Origin of the sequence: Candidatus Aquiluna sp. UB-MaderosW2red, from assembly GCF_900100865.1 — a bacterium.
GTDB lineage: Bacteria > Actinomycetota > Actinomycetes > Actinomycetales > Microbacteriaceae > Aquiluna.
Genome location: NZ_LT627734.1, coordinates 610,541 through 626,850, shown reverse-complemented (window position 1 = coordinate 626,850; position 16,310 = coordinate 610,541). Strand labels below are relative to the sequence as shown.

Sequence of the window (16,310 nt, the reverse complement as noted above, 5' to 3'; positions counted from 1 at the left end):
AAACTGGCAGCAAATCGCGCAATAAGCTATCGGATTATGACCGCACGCAAAATCAAAAAGCTGCTCATTGCAAACCGAGGCGAAATTGCGGTGCGCATAATTCGAGCCGCGAAAGATTCTGGCATCCAAACTGTGGCCGTTTATGCCGATGGCGATCGGGATGCCCAACACGTCAAGCTAGCCGATGAGGCCTACGCTCTTAATGGTGCGACCGCGGCCGAAACCTATTTGGTAATTGAAAAACTAATTTCAATTGCGAAGCGCTCGAAAGCCAACGCGGTTCACCCGGGCTATGGGTTCTTATCTGAAAACTCGAGCTTCGCGCAAGCCGTGATTGACGCGGACCTAATTTGGATTGGTCCATCGCCCGAATCCATAGAACTTTTGGGAGACAAGGTTTCGGCAAGAAAAGTCGCCGAATCCGTTGGTGCACCTTTGGCTCCTGGAACAATCAATCCGGTTCAGACCGTGAGCGAAGTGGAAGCTTTCGTTGCGATTCACGGATTACCCATTGCCATCAAGGCCGCCTACGGCGGCGGTGGACGGGGCATCAAGGTGGTGCGTGAGATTTCGGAAATTGGCGAGTCTTTCGAATCGGCTACCCGAGAGGCAATCGCGGCATTTGGCCGCGGTGAGTGTTTTTTGGAAAAATACTTAGACAAACCAAGGCACGTTGAAACCCAATGCCTAGCAGATAACCATGGAAATGTGATTGTTGTCTCGACTCGAGACTGCTCACTGCAGCGTCGTCACCAAAAACTTGTTGAAGAAGCCCCTGCTCCATTTTTATCGGAGGAACAAAACAAAAGACTTTACGAATCATCCAAGGCCATCCTGCGTGCGGCGAATTATCAAGGCGCGGGCACCTGTGAATTTCTCGTCGCCCAAGATGGCACCATCTCATTTTTGGAAGTGAACACCCGGTTGCAGGTCGAGCACCCGGTTTCAGAAGAGGTGACCGGTATCGACCTGGTGCGTGAGCAGTTCAGGATTGCCGAAGGCGCAGTCCTTGAATATCCCGACCCAAAAGTTTCCGGTCACAGCTTTGAATTCAGAATCAATGGCGAAGATCCAGGGCGAAACTTTTTGCCGGCCCCGGGTCCGATTCGCTTATTTCAAGCCCCGAGCGGTCCGGGAATCAGGGTTGACTCCGGCGTGGTCTCAGGGGATGCGATTTCCGGAAACTTTGATTCAATGATGGCGAAACTAATTGTCACTGGTAAGGACCGAACCGAGGCTCTTGAACGCTCGAGAAGAGCGCTCGGTGAGATGCAGGTTTTGGGTCTACCTACCGTCTTAGCCTTCCACCGCGAAATAGTTAACCACCCCGCTTTTATAGCCCAAGACGGTAAATTCGGCGTTTTCACCAGGTTCATTGAAACCGATTGGGTGAATAATATTGAACCCTGGAGCGGGCAGATTGAAGAATTAGCCGAGGCTGAACCAAGGCACCAAGTTGTGGTTGAGGTAGCCGGAAAAAGGCTAGAGGTGAGCGTTCCTAAAAGGCTACTAGTTGGCGAAATTGGCTCGGCCGCAGGGCACGCGCCGAAACGAGCCAAAACCTCCAGCGTTGCTGGTCACATGGGTGCCAAAGGTAATTCACTGCTGGCTCCGATGCAATCCACCGTGGTAAAACTTGCGGTCAAAGAGGGAGATCAAGTGCAAGAAGGTGACCTATTGGTGGTTTTAGAGGCCATGAAAATGGAACAGCCGCTTAGCGCTCACCGCTCTGGAACCGTCACCTCTATTGGAGTTAGCCAAGGAACCACAATTTCTGCCGGAACCAGGATTTTAGATATTCTCGATTAATCCAGTGTCGGGTGCAGCGCGCTGGCGGCATCAGCAATTGAACCCGAGAGTGATGGATAAACGGTGTAGGTGCGAGCTAGTTGGTCCACCGTTAAGCGGTTTTCCACAGCCACAGCAATCGGATAAATCAAATCTGACGCTCGGGGCGCAACAACGACACCGCCGATTACAGTGCCCGACCCAATCGAAGCGTAGAGCTTAATAAAGCCATCTTTTATGCCTTGCATCTTGGCTCGCGGATTGGTCTCCAACATCACTTTTTGAATCTCACCGCGCACTAGGCCCTGCTCAATTTCCTTTTGGGACCAGCCCACCGAAGCAATTTCGGGAGCTGTGAAAACATTCGATGCCACATTGCGTATTCTGGTCGGAGCCGCTACATCCCCCATGGTGTGATAAACGGCGGTGCGGCCCATCATCGCGCTCACCGAGGCTAGCGGCATACCCGTTGAGCAATCCCCCACCGCATAGACATTTGCTCTTGAGGTTCTGGCGACTTTGTTTGCAATAACGTGACCCGAGTCAGTCAGGGCAACCCCGGCTTCTTCTAGGCCGAGACCTTGAGTATTAGGAATTGCGCCAACCGCCATCAAGCAGTGGGACCCCTCGACGCTGCTGCCATCGGCGAGGGTGACCCGAACCGAATCACCGGTGTTCTCCACCTTCTCGGCACGTGCGTTATTCAAAATATTCATTCCACGGGTCCTAAAAACCCGCTCTATCAAATCTGCTGCATCAGAGTCGTTGCCTGGCAAAACCTTATCTCGGCTCGAAATCAGAGTGACCTTGCTGCCTAGGTATAGATAAGCCGAAGCGAACTCGGCTCCGGTGACTCCAGAGCCCACCACAATCATGTGCTCGGGGAGCTCATCAAGACTGTAAAGCTGTTTCCAGTTCAGAATCCGCAAGCCATCCGGGGTGGCATTGGCTAACTCTCTTGGTCTTGCTCCGGTGGCAACAATTATGGTCTTGGCCTCGATTCGCTCTGGGGCTGAGCCATCAAGTGGCTTTACAACAACGTGATGATTACCATCCAGCACGGCGCGACCATTGATTATTCGCACCCCATCGGCTTCGAGGATTGAGAGCATTTCTGCCGACTGGCTTTTGGCCAAGGCCAGCAACCTGCGATTCACCGTCTTTAGATCAATCGCGATCTGAGGCTCAACGGTCTTCCCCTCCAACAAGAGAGTCACGCCCAAAGACTGCGCCACTCCAATCCGCTCGGCCGCTTCGGCGGTGGCAATCAGCGTCTTTGAGGGAACAACATCGGTGAGAACCGCGTTACCGCCGATTCCAGATTCTTCGATCAACACGACTTCGGCGCCAAGCTGACGACCGGCACGAGCCGCCTCGTAGCCTCCTGGACCCCCGCCAATGATGACTATCGGGTGAATGGTTTTTTTCTCAGTAGCTGACACAAGGAGTATTCTCGCTTAACCTTTGCGCTCTAGAAGGTTAGTTAGACTGATTTGATGGTCAATCCCCTTTATGAACAAAACGCCAACCCCTTTGAAATCGCGCAAGAAGCAGCCGATCAGATAGCTAAAATTTCAGGAATTCAATCCCACGACATAGCCCTCACCCTGGGCTCCGGCTGGGCAAAAGCGGCCGACCTACTCGGTGAAACCGTGAGCGACATCCCCGCAAGTCAAATCATTGGGTTCTCTAAACCCTCAGTGGTTGGCCACGTTGGCACGCTTCGTTCTGTGAAGCTCCCAAATGGCAAGCACGCTCTGGTGATCGGGGCTAGAACCCACTATTACGAAAACCATGGGGTTCGCTCAGTGGTTCACTCGGTGCGCACGGCCGCAAAAACCGGCGCAAAGATAATGATTCTGACCAATGGCGCCGGCGGCATTAAGAGGCAGTGGGATGGTGGCGCGGCGGTTTTGATCTCTGACCACATAAACCTAACCGCAAACTCTCCGCTTGAGGGCGCAAATTTTGTTGACCTGACCGATCTTTACTCGAAGCGGCTTCGCGACCTGGCCCACGAGGTAGACAGCTCCTTGGATGAGGGGGTCTACGTACAATTCCGAGGCCCGCACTACGAAACACCAGCCGAGGTTCAGATGGCAAAGATTCTGGGTGGCGACATTGTAGGAATGTCGACTGCTCTGGAGGCGATAGCCGCAAGGGAAATGGGAATGGAGATACTTGGGATGTCCCTCATAACTAACCTTGCAGCCGGAATCCAAAGCACGCCGCTGAACCACGCCGAGGTCCTAGAGGCTGGCAAAAATGCCGAGGCGCGCATCTCCAAGCTCTTGGCAGAAATTATTAAGAAGTTCTGATGAATCTGATTCCTACCGCTCAAGCCTGGCTGGATCAGGACCCTGATCCAGAAACCCGCAGCGAGCTCCAGAAGCTAATTTCCAACAACGAGCTGGCTGCCTTGGAAGCTAGATTCTCCAGTCGGCTCGAGTTTGGGACGGCAGGACTCAGGGGTGAACTGGGTGCCGGACCAAATCGGATGAACCGAGTGTTAGTAGCTCAAACCGCTCTGGCAATCGCCAATTTCCTGAAGCGAAACCAGAGCGAGTATCTGGATACAACCGGGTCGCTTTCGGTGGTAATCGGTTTTGATGGCCGAGTGAACTCCGATGTCTTTGCGCTTGATTCGGCTAAAATTATCGCCGGTGCTGGCATCAAAGTAAGCCTGTTTGATTCGCCGGTCCCAACCCCGGTGGCCGCATTTACCGGCAGGGGACTGCGTTCAAGTGCCACGATCGTGGTGACCGCAAGCCACAACCCGCCAAAAGATAACGGCTACAAAGTCTTTCTAGGTGGCGCCACCGGCGGATCTCAGCTTGTGCCCCCGCAGGATTCTGAGATCGCAAATGAAATCAACCACGTGGCAGCTAAGCTCAAATTTCCCGAAATCCCAAAGTCGGATGATTTTCAAATCATTGGCCAGCACGAGATAGACACCTACGTAAAGCGCGCCGCTGAACTGATTCCAGCTGAAGATTCCAGACGTAAAGACCTTCGAATCACCTACACCGCGATGCACGGCGTGGGCCACCGAGTAGTAAAAGGGATTTTAGACCTAACCGGGTTTGATTTTCAGTCGGTCCCAAAGCAGCAAGAACCTGACGGCAGTTTTCCAACCGTGGCATTTCCAAACCCCGAGGAAAAAGGCGCGATGGACCTGAGCTTTGAGACTGCCTCAGAGTTTGGCTCGGATTTGATATTGGCGAATGATCCGGATGCTGACCGCCTGGCGGTTGGAATCAAATCCACCGACGGGTTCAGGATGCTGACTGGCGACGAAGTGGGGTTGATACTTGCCGACCGCATGGCAACCTTGGGCAAGGCAACTGTGATTGCCAACTCTTTGGTGTCGTTGGACATGAGTGCGCTTGCAAAGCACTACGGTCTTGAGTACCAGCAAACTCTGACCGGCTTTAAGTGGATCTCCAAGGTTCCGAACCTCTCTTACGGTTACGAAGAGGCTCTCGGCTACTGCGTTGACCCCGAATTCACCCCGGATAAGGATGGCATTACCGCCGCCCTGATGATTGCGGATTTGGCTTCAGAGCTGAAGGCCTCGGGCAGCGACCTTGCTGAATATCTAGTCGAGCTTGCAGGTCGGTATGGTCATCAGAAAACTGGTCAAGTATCGATTCGAGTAACCGATCTGGGGATTATCAAAAATATTATGGCGACGGTTAGGCAATCGCCTCCAATCGATTTGCTTGGCGAAGCTTGCAAGAGTGAGGATTTGGCTTTGGGGGTCAATTTCCCTGCAACAGACGGCATGATTCTTGAAAGCCGAAATGCTCGCGTGGTGATCAGGCCTTCAGGTACCGAGCCCAAGCTCAAGTGCTACCTGCAATACACCGGGCCCTCCGAATTAGTAGCCCAAGAAAAACTTAATGAACTCAGCTCCTGGGCTAGCGAGCTTTTGGAGAACCTCTCCTAAACTCTCGAACGCTCTCGGGAATCTCTAACCGCTGCGCTTCCTCATCGGCCGAGACTATCTCTCCAATGCCTGTGACAAATGGAATGATCCCCGACCAGGTGCCTTTGCCTAGGTCCTCGGGATCATCGTCGTCTTGATTGACGGCTATTTTCACTGAGGTCTCATCAAGGGATAATGAAATTATCAGGCTCGCGGCAAGTTCTTTTTTGGTTGAAGGCCTAACCTCTTGGACCCGCCCCGGCAGCATGGCGTTGCTGATCGCGTTCAACGCTCGATCCTTCAAATCATCCGGCACTAATTCGGCTTTTCCAAAAATCACGACCGAGCGATAATGCATACCGGAGTTAAAGGTGGATCGGGCAACTTTGATTGCATTCAGTTCGGTGACACTCACGCACAAATTGGGCCCGTCAGCCAAGGCTCGCATGAGCCTGGAGCCGGAAGAGCCATGAAGATAAACGAGGTTGCCGACTCGGCCATAGGCCATTGGGATCACTAGCGGTTTGTCTTCAAAAATGATTCCAACATGGGCAACCAGGTTGGCGTCCAAAATGGAGTAGAGCTCTACTTGGCTGTTTGAAGCCTTATGGCTCAAACGATTGAGCTTGGTCTGATCTGTGGCTCCCGGCTGTGGCATCTAAAAAGCCTAGCCCAGCGCTATTCGTAACTTCTCCTCAAGCTCCGCCAGATCAAAAATGTTGTTCACCGCGATTACCTCGGACCGAACGTTCTTGAGCTTTTCAAGTAGCTCCGGAGTCGCCATCACAATCTGAGCCGGAGAGTCATCCTCTAGGGCTTGGGAAATGGCTACCGCGTGCACTTCAGCCTCGAAGCCTAAGGCCGCTAAAACTCGATCAACATTGGCCTTCAATAAGACCGAGGTGCCGATCCCGGCACCGCACACTGCGTAAATTTTCATGATGCAACTATTTAACCAACTAAGCGTTGATGACATCTCTTATCTCGCTCAAAGCGGAAGCATTTAATAAAAGGTTTACATTCCCTTCACTCGATAAAAGGGTCGCAAACTCAGCAAGCAATTCAAGATGGGATTCGGCATCCTTCGCGCAAAACGCAAACACCAGCTTCACCGGGTCATTATGGGAACCCGAAGCAACCGGGTAATCCAGCCGCAATAGTGCAAAGCCGACCGCCTTCACGGATCTTGAAGGCTTTGCGTGAACAATTGCTATCCCGGGGGCTACTACGAAATAAGGTCCGAGTTCTTGATTAGCGGCCAGCACCTCGTCGAGATAGGCAATCCCCACTCGATCATCGAGTTGCAATAAACCAATGGCCTGGGTGATAGCGCTAACCCAGTCGATGCGCTCACGCGCAATGGCTATTGAATTAGGCCCGAAGGCGCTACTGAGCAACCTGGGCCTCAGCGAAACCCATTTCAATCATGTCCATAAGCTCTTCGCGCTCGGTCAATCCCTGAAAAGCCGCCTCGGCCGCGTTCAGCTGAAACTGCTCCAGATCTCCTAAGTCATAGCCGAAGGTGTCGACCAGGATCTCTAGCTCCCGAGTGAGGCTTGTGCCACTCATTAAGCGGTTATCCGTGTTGACAGTAACTTTGAACCCCAAATCGTAGAGTGCATCAAAGGGGTGGTCTGCCATGGTGTCACCAAGCATAAAAAAAGCGCCAGTCTGCAAGTTTGAAGAGGGCGAAACCTCAAGGGTTATGCCACGATCGTGAACCCACTGCGCAACCTCACCCAAAACCACCAAGTCGGTATCACCCTCGCTCCGAGAAAACATAATGTCTTCCACCAAGCGAACTCCGTGGCCCAAGCGAAGCGCCCGCCCGGAATAAATTGCATCTCTGATTGACTCAATGCCGTCGGCCTCGCCAGCATGAACGGTCACCGGAAATAATTCCTTAGCTAGGTAATCAAAAGCGTCTTTGTGAAGGCTGGGCAGGAATCCGGCCTCCTCGCCCGCGATATCGAAACCGACAACACCATCGTTACGATGTTTTATCGCCAGATGCGCTATCTCCATGGCTCGGTCTGTGTGCCGCATCGCGATTATGAGCTGACCGGTGCGAATAAACCCGCCCTTCGCCTCTACGTCCGCCATGCCACGCTCCAAGCCATCCTGAACAGCAGTTACGGTGTCATCAAGGCTCAAACCCCCCGCTAGGTGCTGCTCTGGTGCCCAGCGCAGCTCAGCGTAGATTACGTTTTCCTTGGCTAAATCAATGACTGCCTCATAGGCCACTCGCTCTAGTCCGACCTTGGTCTGCATCACCGCGACGGTGTGCTCAAAGGTCTCCAAATAGCGCACTAAAGACCCAGAGTTGCAGGAATCGATAAACCAAGTGGCCAGCTCCTCGGCATTACTTTTTGGAAGCTCGTGACCGATTTTGGCAGCCAACTCGATTATGGTCTGGGGCCGCAGGCCACCATCTAAGTGGTCGTGAAGGGAGATTTTAGGTAGTGCCTGGATGTCCATTTGAGTCCTAACTAATGCGGTGCAGGATCAGCTTACGCGCACCACTTGACTGCTCAGAAATGGAAACTGCTTGCTCTGCAAGACCCAGGGCTCTGGCAAACTTTTCCTCGGTATCGGTGAATAGAGTCATTAGGGGTTCGCCCTTTTTCACCCTATCCCCAAGCTGAGCGTGCAATTGGACGCCAGCGCCAAACTGCACGGCATCTTCTTTTCGCTCTCTGCCAGCGCCCAAGCGCCAAGAGGCCACTCCAACATCCAGTGCATCTAGGCGCGTGATAAATCCGGACTCCGTTGCCAATACCTCGTGCGAGTGCCTAGCTTTTGGAAGCTCGGCATCCGGGTCACCACCCTGGGCAGTTATCATTTGGCGCCACTTATCAAACGCTTTGCCGTTTTTGAGATTTTCGCTCGGATCGACATCGCCCAAGCCAGCCAGCTTTAGCATTTCTTTGGCCAACTCAACCGTTAGCTCCACAACATCGGCCGGCCCACCACCTTGGAGAACCTCTACGGATTCTTCAACCTCTAGCGCGTTTCCGATTTTGAGACCCAACGGAGTTGACATATCGGTCAGTAGCGCCGAGGTATTTACACCGGCATCCTTGCCCAGCTGAACCAAAGTCTGAGCCAGCTCGATTGCAGTGTCGAGGGTCTTCATAAAAGCACCCGAGCCGACCTTGACATCTAGCACCAAGGAGCTAGTGCCCTCGGCAATTTTTTTCGACATAATCGAGGAGGCAATCAATGGAATGGCCTCCACTGTCCCAGTGACATCACGCAGCGAATAAAGCTTTCTGTCAGCCGGAGCAAGACCCGTGCCAGCTGCGCATATCACAGCACCAATCTCAGCTAGCTGACTGTAGAGCTCGGTGTTAGACAGGGTCGCTTGCCAGCCAGGAATTGACTCAAGTTTGTCTAGGGTGCCACCGGTGTGACCTAGGCCACGCCCACTCAGCTGGGGCACTGCAACTCCATAGGATGCCACTAGCGGTGCCAGTGGAAGCGTAATCTTGTCTCCAACACCCCCCGTTGAGTGCTTATCGGAGGTGGGGGCGGTGAGTCCGGAGAAGTCAAGTCGCTCACCGCTAGCAATCATTGCCATGGTGAGGTCTTTTATCTCTCGGCGATCCATGCCGTTGAGCAAAATGGCCATTGCGAGCGCCGACATCTGCTCATCTGCCACCACGCCAGAGGTGTAGTTTTCGACCAGCCAATTGATTTCTTTGCTAGTGAGCTCTTGGCGCTCTCGTTTTTTAATTATTAGTTCTACCGCGCTGAAACTCATTTTCTAATTTCCAAATCTTCGGGCCCGAAGGCATCGGGCAAAACTTCAGCCATTGTCTTGATCCCGGAAACGGTTGCCAAAAGCATCCCGGGTGCTCGGTGTTCGTATAGCAGCTGTCGGCAGCGCCCGCAGGGCATCAGGGCATTACCGTGTCCATCAACACACGCGAATGCCACGATCTTGCCGCCACCCAAGCGAAACAGTTCCGAAACCAACGAACATTCGGCGCATAGGCCCAGACCATAAGAAGCGTTCTCAACATTCGAACCGGTGATCACATCACCTTTATCGGTTAGAGCGGCCGCCCCGACCGGAAAGTTGGAATAGGGGACGTAGGCGTTTTTGAGGGCGCCCTTAGCTGCCTCGTGAAGCTGATCCCAGTTGATGTCCAAACTGCTAACCCTTCTCGTAGGGGATAGCTAACCCCTTAGGCGGCATTGATTTACCAACAAACCCAACCACCGCGATGATGGTTACCACATAGGGCACCATGGTGATGAACTCGGTTGGGATTCCAGGGCTTACCTGATTGGCCCAAACCCGCAGGATGATTGAGAACCCGAACAGCAATGCTGCCAAGGCGGCGTAGATAGGGTGCCAGCGACCAAGAATGACAACCGCCAGCGCGATAAAACCTAATCCACCGGACATTTCGCGCCCAAAGGCACCAGTATCTCCAATTGTCAAAGCCGCACCACCCAAGCCCGCTATAGCCCCGCCCAAGGTGACCCACCAGAACCTGGTTCGCCCAACATTGATGCCCACCGTGTCAGCAGCCAGCGGGTTCTCCCCAACAGCGCGAACCCTGAGACCCAGCTTGGTCTTGAACAACACGTACCAAAGTGCAGGAACAATGATTAGGGCTGCAAATACCGTCAACCGGTTCTCAAATAGAACCGGACCCAACAGTGGAATATCACTCAAAAATGGAATCCTGATTATGTCTAAGGTTCCAGGGAAGTTGACATTCTGGGCGTCTTGAGTGAGCCACTGCTGATATAAAAAGTTCGTGATTCCAATAACCAAGACGTTTAGAACAACTCCCACGATGATCTGCTGGGCAAGATATTTGATTGCGAACACCGCAAGGATTACCGAAAGCAAAGAGGACGTGAACATGGCGGCGAATATACCAAGGTAGAAATTACCAGAGATGGTAGAAACCACCGCAGCCATAAAGGCGCCCGTTAGTAATTGGCCCTCAATTGCGATGTTGGTCACTCCCGAGCGCTCGGACATGATTCCGCCCATCGCACCCAACATGATTGGCACTGCCAATACCAGCGCTGTTCCAATTATGAAAGCCAATGGGACCGACTTGCCAGCAGCAATCCAGCCCAATAAAGCAGTCACTCCGACCAGTCCGTAAAGAGCAGATAGCCACATCGGCGTGCGCTGATTTCGCATCGACCTCATGAGTGCAAAGCCGGCCGTTCCGAGCATCAAAAGACCGGCGATGATTCCCAGCAAGGATGAGTCGACCGGCAACGCAGGCACCTGAATGACGTCCTGTCGCCGAGAGATTTCAAAATCCACTGAGCCTTCTCGACCCAAGAATCCGAAGAAAACAATCACAACGGCCCCGAGGAAACCCATCACGATTGGAGCCTTGAATCCAACTTTTTCAGCTTTTAGGATTTCATTCATTTCGCTGCCCTCTTTCTAAAGAGGCGATCTTTAAATTCACCTAGAACGTGGCTAGTTTGAGGCTTGGGAAGATGGAAAATCGCCCTAATCAATGGTGGAGCGGCGATAAACAAAACAATTGCACCCTGCACAATTGCGAGCACCTCCGGGGAGATTCCCACCACCTGCATTGAAGGTGCCCCTGCCTTAAAGGCTCCAAAAAGCAATCCAGCCAAAAGAATTCCTGGAGCCGAAGAGCCGCCCAAGAGAGCAACCGTGATGGCGTCAAATCCAATATTCGAGTGTGAGGTGGGTGAAACCCCGCTCGCAGCGCCCAGGGTTTGGTTGGCGGCAGCAAGACCAACAAAGGCTGCTGAGAGCGCCATTGCCAAGATGAAAGTTCGGTTTACGTTAATTCCGGCAGTTTTTGCAGCATCGGCATTATGGCCAACCATGCGCAGTCTGAATCCGATCGTGGATCGCTCCATCAACCACCAGTAGACAACTACCGATACCAAAATCAGCACTAGACCCCAGTGGAGTGCGTAGTCATCCCCGAGTAGTCTCGGGAATATTGCCGTTTCGGCGGCCGGGTCGGCCTTGGGATTCGCTCCCTCGCGCCCCTCCTTGAGTAACTCTGGCGTACGCAAGATGAAAGTAAATAGGTTGATCATCACGTAGTTGAACATGATGGTGAGAATTACCTCGTGAGCACCGGTGCGCGCCTTCAAAAAACCAATTAAAGCGCCCAACAGCGTAGATCCGATGATTGCCGCAATGACTGCGACGATGGTGTGCAAAACGATTGGAAGCTCGAGGCGAGTTGCCACAAAGGTTGCGAAAATCATGCCCGAGATGATCTGCCCGGTCCCACCAATGTTGAATAGCCCCACCCGGAAAGTTAGGCCAATACCAAGACCCGCTGCGATAAGGGGGGCACCCAGGCGCAGCGATTCGGTTAGTGGCCTGATGGCCTTCACGAAAGTGTCGGCGTCGGCGTTGAAAACAGCTCCGCGGAATAGCGCTCCATAACCGGTTGCGACTACATTTCCGGCAGCTGCCAGAGCGTCGGCTGGTCTAGAAAAGAAAAAACCTAGCCCCTCGATGAACTCCTTATTCGACGCAATCATGAAGATTGCACCGACCAAGAATCCAAGGATCACCGAGATGATTGTGCGGGTGGCGCCACCCGCGAAGATCTCTTTCAGGGCTTGTGCGAAACGCTGGTCTTTTTCTACAGTTTGGCTCACGCTACAACTCCAGCCATCATTTTGCCGAGATTTTCTCTTGAGGTTTCTGGGGTCACAATACCGACAATTTTTCCTCGATACATCACGGCTATTCGATCAGCCAAAGCCAGGACCTCATCCAGCTCTGTGGAAATTAAAATCACCGCTCGGCCAGAGTCCCGCTCAGCGAGAATCTGCTCGTGAATAAATTCGATTGATCCGACATCAACACCCCGCGTAGGTTGCGCTGCGATTAGCAGATTGCCATCGCGAGATAGCTCTCGAGCTACCACGACCTTCTGCTGATTTCCACCCGATAGCTTGCTGGCGAGAGTCTGCGCGCTGGGGGTTCGCACGTCAAAACGTTTCACCAAATCCTCAGCTATTTTGCGACGGGCCGGGAAGTCTATGTTGAGCCCCTTTGTGAATCTGGACCGATAAGAGGAATCCAACATTAGGTTTTCTGCAATCGAAAACTCAGAAACCAATCCGTCTTTTTTGCGGTCTTCGGGAATGAAAGAAACTCCGGCTTCTAGCACTTTGCGAACCGAATCCTGGGTGATGTCTTTGCCATTCAGGGTCACCTTGCCGCGAGCAACATCGCGAATGCCCAAAAGTGCTTCTGCGATCTCGGTTTGCCCGTTGCCCTGAACTCCCGCGATTGCCAGAATCTCCCCTGCCTGCACGCTGAAGCTAACATCATTGACGGCCTTGTGAGAGCGATCATCCATAACGGTAATGCCCTCGACCAAAAGCACTTGTTGGCCAAGATTTGCCGGAGCCTTATTGAGCTCCATGTCTACCTCGCGGCCCACCATCAAAGAGGCCAGCTCAGAGGTTGAAGCATCTGGAGATGCGGAGCCCACCACGGCACCCAGGCGGATCACCGTGATGGCATCGGCCACCTCTTTTACCTCGCGAAGCTTGTGGGTAATAAAGACAATTGAAGTTCCGTTTTGGGCCAGCTGCCGCATGATGTTCATTAACTCATCGGTTTCCTGCGGAGTTAGAACTGCGGTTGGCTCATCGAGAACAAGGATCTTGGCATCGCGCGAAAGCGCCTTGATTATTTCCACTCGCTGCTGGATGCCGACCGGCAGGTCCTCGACCAGCGCATCGGGATCTACATTGAACCCAAATTTATCCGAAATCTCAATGACTCTTTTGCGGGCTTCGGCAAGATTCAGAGAACCGAATTTACTCACCGGCTCATGACCCAAGACAACATTTTCCGCCACGGTAAAAACCGGGATCAGCATAAAGTGCTGGTGCACCATCCCGATGCCGGCTGCCATTGCAGCTCCGGGACCGGAGAATTTCTGAACCTTATCGTCCAAAAGAATTTCACCCTCATCAGCCGTGTAGAGGCCATAAAGGACGTTCATCAGGGTGGACTTGCCCGCTCCGTTTTCGCCCAAAAGGGCGTGTATTTCACCAGGATTGACCGTTAGGTCAATTGAAGCGTTAGCTACCAGCGATCCGAAGCGCTTCGTGATTCCGCGCAACTCTAATTTCACTTGGTACTCCTTCGTACTGACTAATTATGGCTTAAAGAAAAGGGGTCGCGGTTACCCGCGACCCCTAACATTTTTGCTACTAGCTCATTGGGTCGATTTCACCCGAGATGATGCCTGCTTCTAGCTCAGCTAGACGGGCCTTTACCTCGGCGGAAATCTTGTCCTCAAAACCGTAAAGCGGGCTTAAGCCAGTTCCACCGTTGGCCAAAGTACCGATGTAAGCGTCAGCGGTGAACATGCCTCCGGCTGAAAGCTCAGCAATGACATCGTAAACCGCACTGGTCATGCGCTTCTCAGCTGAAGTCAGAACTAGGTCTGCGTACTCTGGTGAGGTGAGTGCGATGTCCTTGTCAACACCAACCATGACACCAGCAACGCCAGCCTCCTTGAAGGCCTCAGAAACTGCACCGAACTGGAAACCGGCAACTGGGAAGATTACATCTGCGCCCTCGTTGATCTGAGCTGCTGCGATGGACTTCGAGATACCAGAGTTAGCGTCAAAGTTACCCATGAACTGACCGTCTGGAGTCGCCAAAGTTGGGTCCCAGCCCAAGACTCGAACCTCAACACCGTTGTCGCGGCCATAGGCCATTGCACCGTAGTAAAAACCGTCCATGAATGCAGTAACTGCACCGACCGGAGCTCCACCGTATGTGCCCACGACCTTAGTGGTTGAGTAAGCGGCTGCAAGGTAGCCGGCCAGATAGCTGGACTGCTCCATTGCATAGTTGATTGGCTTTAGGTTTGTGGCTCCCATGGAGAATCCATCAATAGTGACGAAGTTCATGTCTGGGTTGGCTTCGGCGGTAGCGTTCACCGCATCGATTAGTCCAAACCCGACCGCGAAGGTTACGTCGCAGTTCAAGTCAACCATCGCCTGAAGGTTTAGTGGAAAGTCATCAGGTGAGTTTGACTCGGCATCACCGATCTGGACACCCAACTCAGCTTCAGCCTTTAACAGTGCGTCGTAGGTGGACTCGTTGAATGACTTGTCATTCCAGCTTCCCTCATCGGATACGGCGCAGGCCAAGTAGTCGACGGTTGGTGCTGCGCTGGTCGTGGTTTCTGTAGCCGTTGGCTCTGCATCTGGTGCGGCTGCGCAACCAGATAGCACTAGAGCCGATGCACCTAACAGTGCGAATGCGGCTGTTGCATTCTTAAGCTTCAAGGTTCCTCCTGAATTAGTGTGGCGCGATTGCGCCGTATTTGCTCAATACTCTAGTGGGCAAATTGCGATGAATTTGCCAGCTTTGATCAAGGTTTACAACAATGAAATAAAGGCTAAAGTAGTTCTGAGTGACCGGACTGTCGAAGCGCCTCCACCAGTGATTTGACCTTTTGAGCATTCGCCTTATTGGTGACCAATAGTGCGTCCGGGGTGTCAACCACAATCACATCTTCCAAGCCAATCAAAGCCACCAGGCGGTTGGTATAAGAAACCAAAATTCCACTCGAGGAATCGGAGAGCACTTTAGCCGACCCAATTACCGCCAAATTGCCTTTTCGCCCCTGCGATTGCAACTCTGCAATCGAGGCAAAATCTCCCACATCGTGCCATTCGAATTCAGCAGGAACAACCGCAACCAAATTCTTCAGTGCTGCTGGTTCTGCAATTGCGTAATCGATAGCGATTTTTTTGAGTTTCAGCCAGGTGGTTGACATCACCTGATCGCGCTCCTTTGAATCCCAAACCTGCGCGATTTTCATTACTCCAGCGTGGAGCTCGGGCTCGGTTTCTGCTAGCACCTCCAGCAAGAGCTTGGCCGGTGCGATGAACATGCCGGCGTTCCAAAAGTAATCCCCCGAGTCAACATATTCTTGTGCAAGATTGATATTGGGCTTTTCGACGAACTTTTTTACCGCACGAGCGCTCTTGGAATCTAAGGGTTCACCTTGCTGAATGTAACCGAATGCCACCGAGGCTTCGGTTGGCACTAGACCGATGGTCACAATTCGACCCGTGACAGCCACCTCCACCGCCTCCAAGACTGCCGCTTGGAACTTTTTATCATCCAAGATCACGTGATCGGCTGCGAAGGATCCAATGATGACATCCGGTTCGCGAAGCATCAGTATTGCGGCTGCTAAAGCGATTGCCGCAGTGGAGTCCCTGGGGGTCGGCTCCAAAATAATGTTCGATAAATCGAGTGCAGGCAACTGCTCTTCTACCGCTCTAGCGTGGATATCGCCGGTGACAACCATGGTCCGATCCTTTGCCAGAGGTTGCAGCCGGTCCCAAGTGTCTTGCAAAAGAGTCTGGCCACTGCCGGTGAGATCGTGAAGGAATTTCGGAGCGGCAGCTCTAGAAAGAGGCCAAAGTCTGGATCCTGATCCCCCCGCCGGAATAATTGCAAAGAACCGGCCCATGTTGCTCTCTTTAGAATTTTGCACGCATTTAGCCTAGGACTTTAGCCCTTGTTATAAAAGTGGCCACCAGAACCCTTTAGACTTTATTTATC

Annotated in this window: 15 protein-coding genes; 3 read left to right on the top strand and 12 right to left on the bottom strand. The window is 52.7% G+C overall.

What is annotated here, in order from left to right:
• Nucleotides 1-36: 36 nt before the first annotated feature.
• The gene (locus tag BLP47_RS03230; protein ID WP_091850318.1) at nucleotides 37-1,809 is read left to right on the top strand and encodes a biotin carboxylase N-terminal domain-containing protein; all 1,773 of its coding nucleotides are present in this window, start codon (nucleotides 37-39) and stop codon (nucleotides 1,807-1,809) included.
• On the opposite strand, the gene BLP47_RS03225 is transcribed toward BLP47_RS03230, so the two are convergent.
• Nucleotides 1,806-3,230 carry an NAD(P)H-quinone dehydrogenase gene (locus BLP47_RS03225; protein ID WP_091850316.1) on the bottom strand — a complete coding sequence of 475 codons (1,425 nt, stop codon included), beginning with the start codon at nucleotides 3,228-3,230 and terminating at the stop codon, nucleotides 1,806-1,808. The genes BLP47_RS03230 and BLP47_RS03225 overlap by 4 nt on opposite strands.
• A gap of 54 nt (nucleotides 3,231-3,284) precedes the next feature.
• On the opposite strand from BLP47_RS03225, the gene BLP47_RS03220 reads away from it, so the two are divergent.
• Nucleotides 3,285-4,106: a purine-nucleoside phosphorylase gene (locus tag BLP47_RS03220; RefSeq protein ID WP_091850314.1), complete on the top strand. Its 822-nt coding sequence runs from the start codon at nucleotides 3,285-3,287 to the stop codon at nucleotides 4,104-4,106.
• Entirely contained in the window at nucleotides 4,106-5,737 is a 1,632-nt protein-coding gene (locus BLP47_RS03215) for a phospho-sugar mutase (RefSeq protein WP_091850312.1), read from the top strand. The genes BLP47_RS03220 and BLP47_RS03215 overlap by 1 nt, the downstream gene beginning before the upstream one ends.
• Here BLP47_RS03215 and BLP47_RS03210 read toward each other — a convergent pair.
• From BLP47_RS03210 to BLP47_RS03160, 11 genes are all read right to left on the bottom strand, one after another.
• Entirely contained in the window at nucleotides 5,709-6,374 is a 666-nt protein-coding gene (locus tag BLP47_RS03210; protein WP_091850310.1) for a pyridoxamine 5'-phosphate oxidase family protein, read from the bottom strand. The two genes, BLP47_RS03215 and BLP47_RS03210, sit on opposite strands and share 29 nt — an antisense overlap.
• Nucleotides 6,375-6,383: 9 nt before the next feature.
• Nucleotides 6,384-6,656, bottom strand: coding sequence for a PTS sugar transporter subunit IIB (locus BLP47_RS03205; protein WP_091850308.1), 273 nt, complete (start codon nucleotides 6,654-6,656; stop codon nucleotides 6,384-6,386).
• Between the two features lie 19 nt (nucleotides 6,657-6,675).
• On the bottom strand, nucleotides 6,676-7,113 hold the full coding sequence (locus BLP47_RS03200; protein ID WP_157671437.1) for a PTS sugar transporter subunit IIA: 438 nt from the start codon (nucleotides 7,111-7,113) through the stop codon (nucleotides 6,676-6,678).
• Entirely contained in the window at nucleotides 7,103-8,194 is a 1,092-nt protein-coding gene (locus tag BLP47_RS03195) for an adenosine deaminase (RefSeq protein WP_091850304.1), read from the bottom strand. The genes BLP47_RS03200 and BLP47_RS03195 overlap by 11 nt, the downstream gene beginning before the upstream one ends.
• A gap of 7 nt (nucleotides 8,195-8,201) precedes the next feature.
• Entirely contained in the window at nucleotides 8,202-9,479 is a 1,278-nt protein-coding gene (locus BLP47_RS03190) for a thymidine phosphorylase (RefSeq protein ID WP_091850302.1), read from the bottom strand.
• Nucleotides 9,476-9,871 carry a cytidine deaminase gene (locus BLP47_RS03185; RefSeq protein WP_091850300.1) on the bottom strand — a complete coding sequence of 132 codons (396 nt, stop codon included), beginning with the start codon at nucleotides 9,869-9,871 and terminating at the stop codon, nucleotides 9,476-9,478. Before BLP47_RS03185 ends, BLP47_RS03190 begins: the two co-directional genes overlap by 4 nt.
• A gap of 4 nt (nucleotides 9,872-9,875) precedes the next feature.
• A complete protein-coding gene (locus tag BLP47_RS03180; protein ID WP_091850298.1) occupies nucleotides 9,876-11,126 on the bottom strand; it encodes an ABC transporter permease in 1,251 nt (416 codons plus the stop codon).
• Entirely contained in the window at nucleotides 11,123-12,355 is a 1,233-nt protein-coding gene (locus tag BLP47_RS03175; protein ID WP_249883388.1) for an ABC transporter permease, read from the bottom strand. Before BLP47_RS03175 ends, BLP47_RS03180 begins: the two co-directional genes overlap by 4 nt.
• A complete protein-coding gene (locus tag BLP47_RS03170; protein WP_091850296.1) occupies nucleotides 12,352-13,851 on the bottom strand; it encodes an ABC transporter ATP-binding protein in 1,500 nt (499 codons plus the stop codon). Before BLP47_RS03170 ends, BLP47_RS03175 begins: the two co-directional genes overlap by 4 nt.
• Before the next feature lie 79 nt (nucleotides 13,852-13,930).
• On the bottom strand, nucleotides 13,931-15,019 hold the full coding sequence (locus BLP47_RS03165) for a BMP family protein (RefSeq protein WP_091850294.1): 1,089 nt from the start codon (nucleotides 15,017-15,019) through the stop codon (nucleotides 13,931-13,933).
• A 113-nt stretch (nucleotides 15,020-15,132) separates the two neighbouring features.
• Nucleotides 15,133-16,218, bottom strand: coding sequence for a mannose-1-phosphate guanylyltransferase (locus BLP47_RS03160; RefSeq protein ID WP_091852866.1), 1,086 nt, complete (start codon nucleotides 16,216-16,218; stop codon nucleotides 15,133-15,135).
• Between the last annotated feature and the right edge of the window lie 92 nt (nucleotides 16,219-16,310).

What these genes read in the sequence shown, in the direction of transcription:
- BLP47_RS03190 (WP_091850302.1), bottom strand. Translation starts at nt 9,479, where the DNA reads ATGAGTTTCAGCGCGGTAGAACTAATAATTAAAAAACGAGAGCGCCAA.
- BLP47_RS03205 (WP_091850308.1), bottom strand. Translation starts at nt 6,656, where the DNA reads ATGAAAATTTACGCAGTGTGCGGTGCCGGGATCGGCACCTCGGTCTTA.
- BLP47_RS03180 (WP_091850298.1), bottom strand. Translation starts at nt 11,126, where the DNA reads ATGAATGAAATCCTAAAAGCTGAAAAAGTTGGATTCAAGGCTCCAATC.
- BLP47_RS03210 (WP_091850310.1), bottom strand. Translation starts at nt 6,374, where the DNA reads ATGCCACAGCCGGGAGCCACAGATCAGACCAAGCTCAATCGTTTGAGC.
- BLP47_RS03215 (WP_091850312.1), top strand. Translation starts at nt 4,106, where the DNA reads ATGAATCTGATTCCTACCGCTCAAGCCTGGCTGGATCAGGACCCTGAT.
- BLP47_RS03195 (WP_091850304.1), bottom strand. Translation starts at nt 8,194, where the DNA reads ATGGACATCCAGGCACTACCTAAAATCTCCCTTCACGACCACTTAGAT.
- BLP47_RS03220 (WP_091850314.1), top strand. Translation starts at nt 3,285, where the DNA reads ATGGTCAATCCCCTTTATGAACAAAACGCCAACCCCTTTGAAATCGCG.
- BLP47_RS03230 (WP_091850318.1), top strand. Translation starts at nt 37, where the DNA reads ATGACCGCACGCAAAATCAAAAAGCTGCTCATTGCAAACCGAGGCGAA.
- BLP47_RS03160 (WP_091852866.1), bottom strand. Translation starts at nt 16,218, where the DNA reads ATGGGCCGGTTCTTTGCAATTATTCCGGCGGGGGGATCAGGATCCAGA.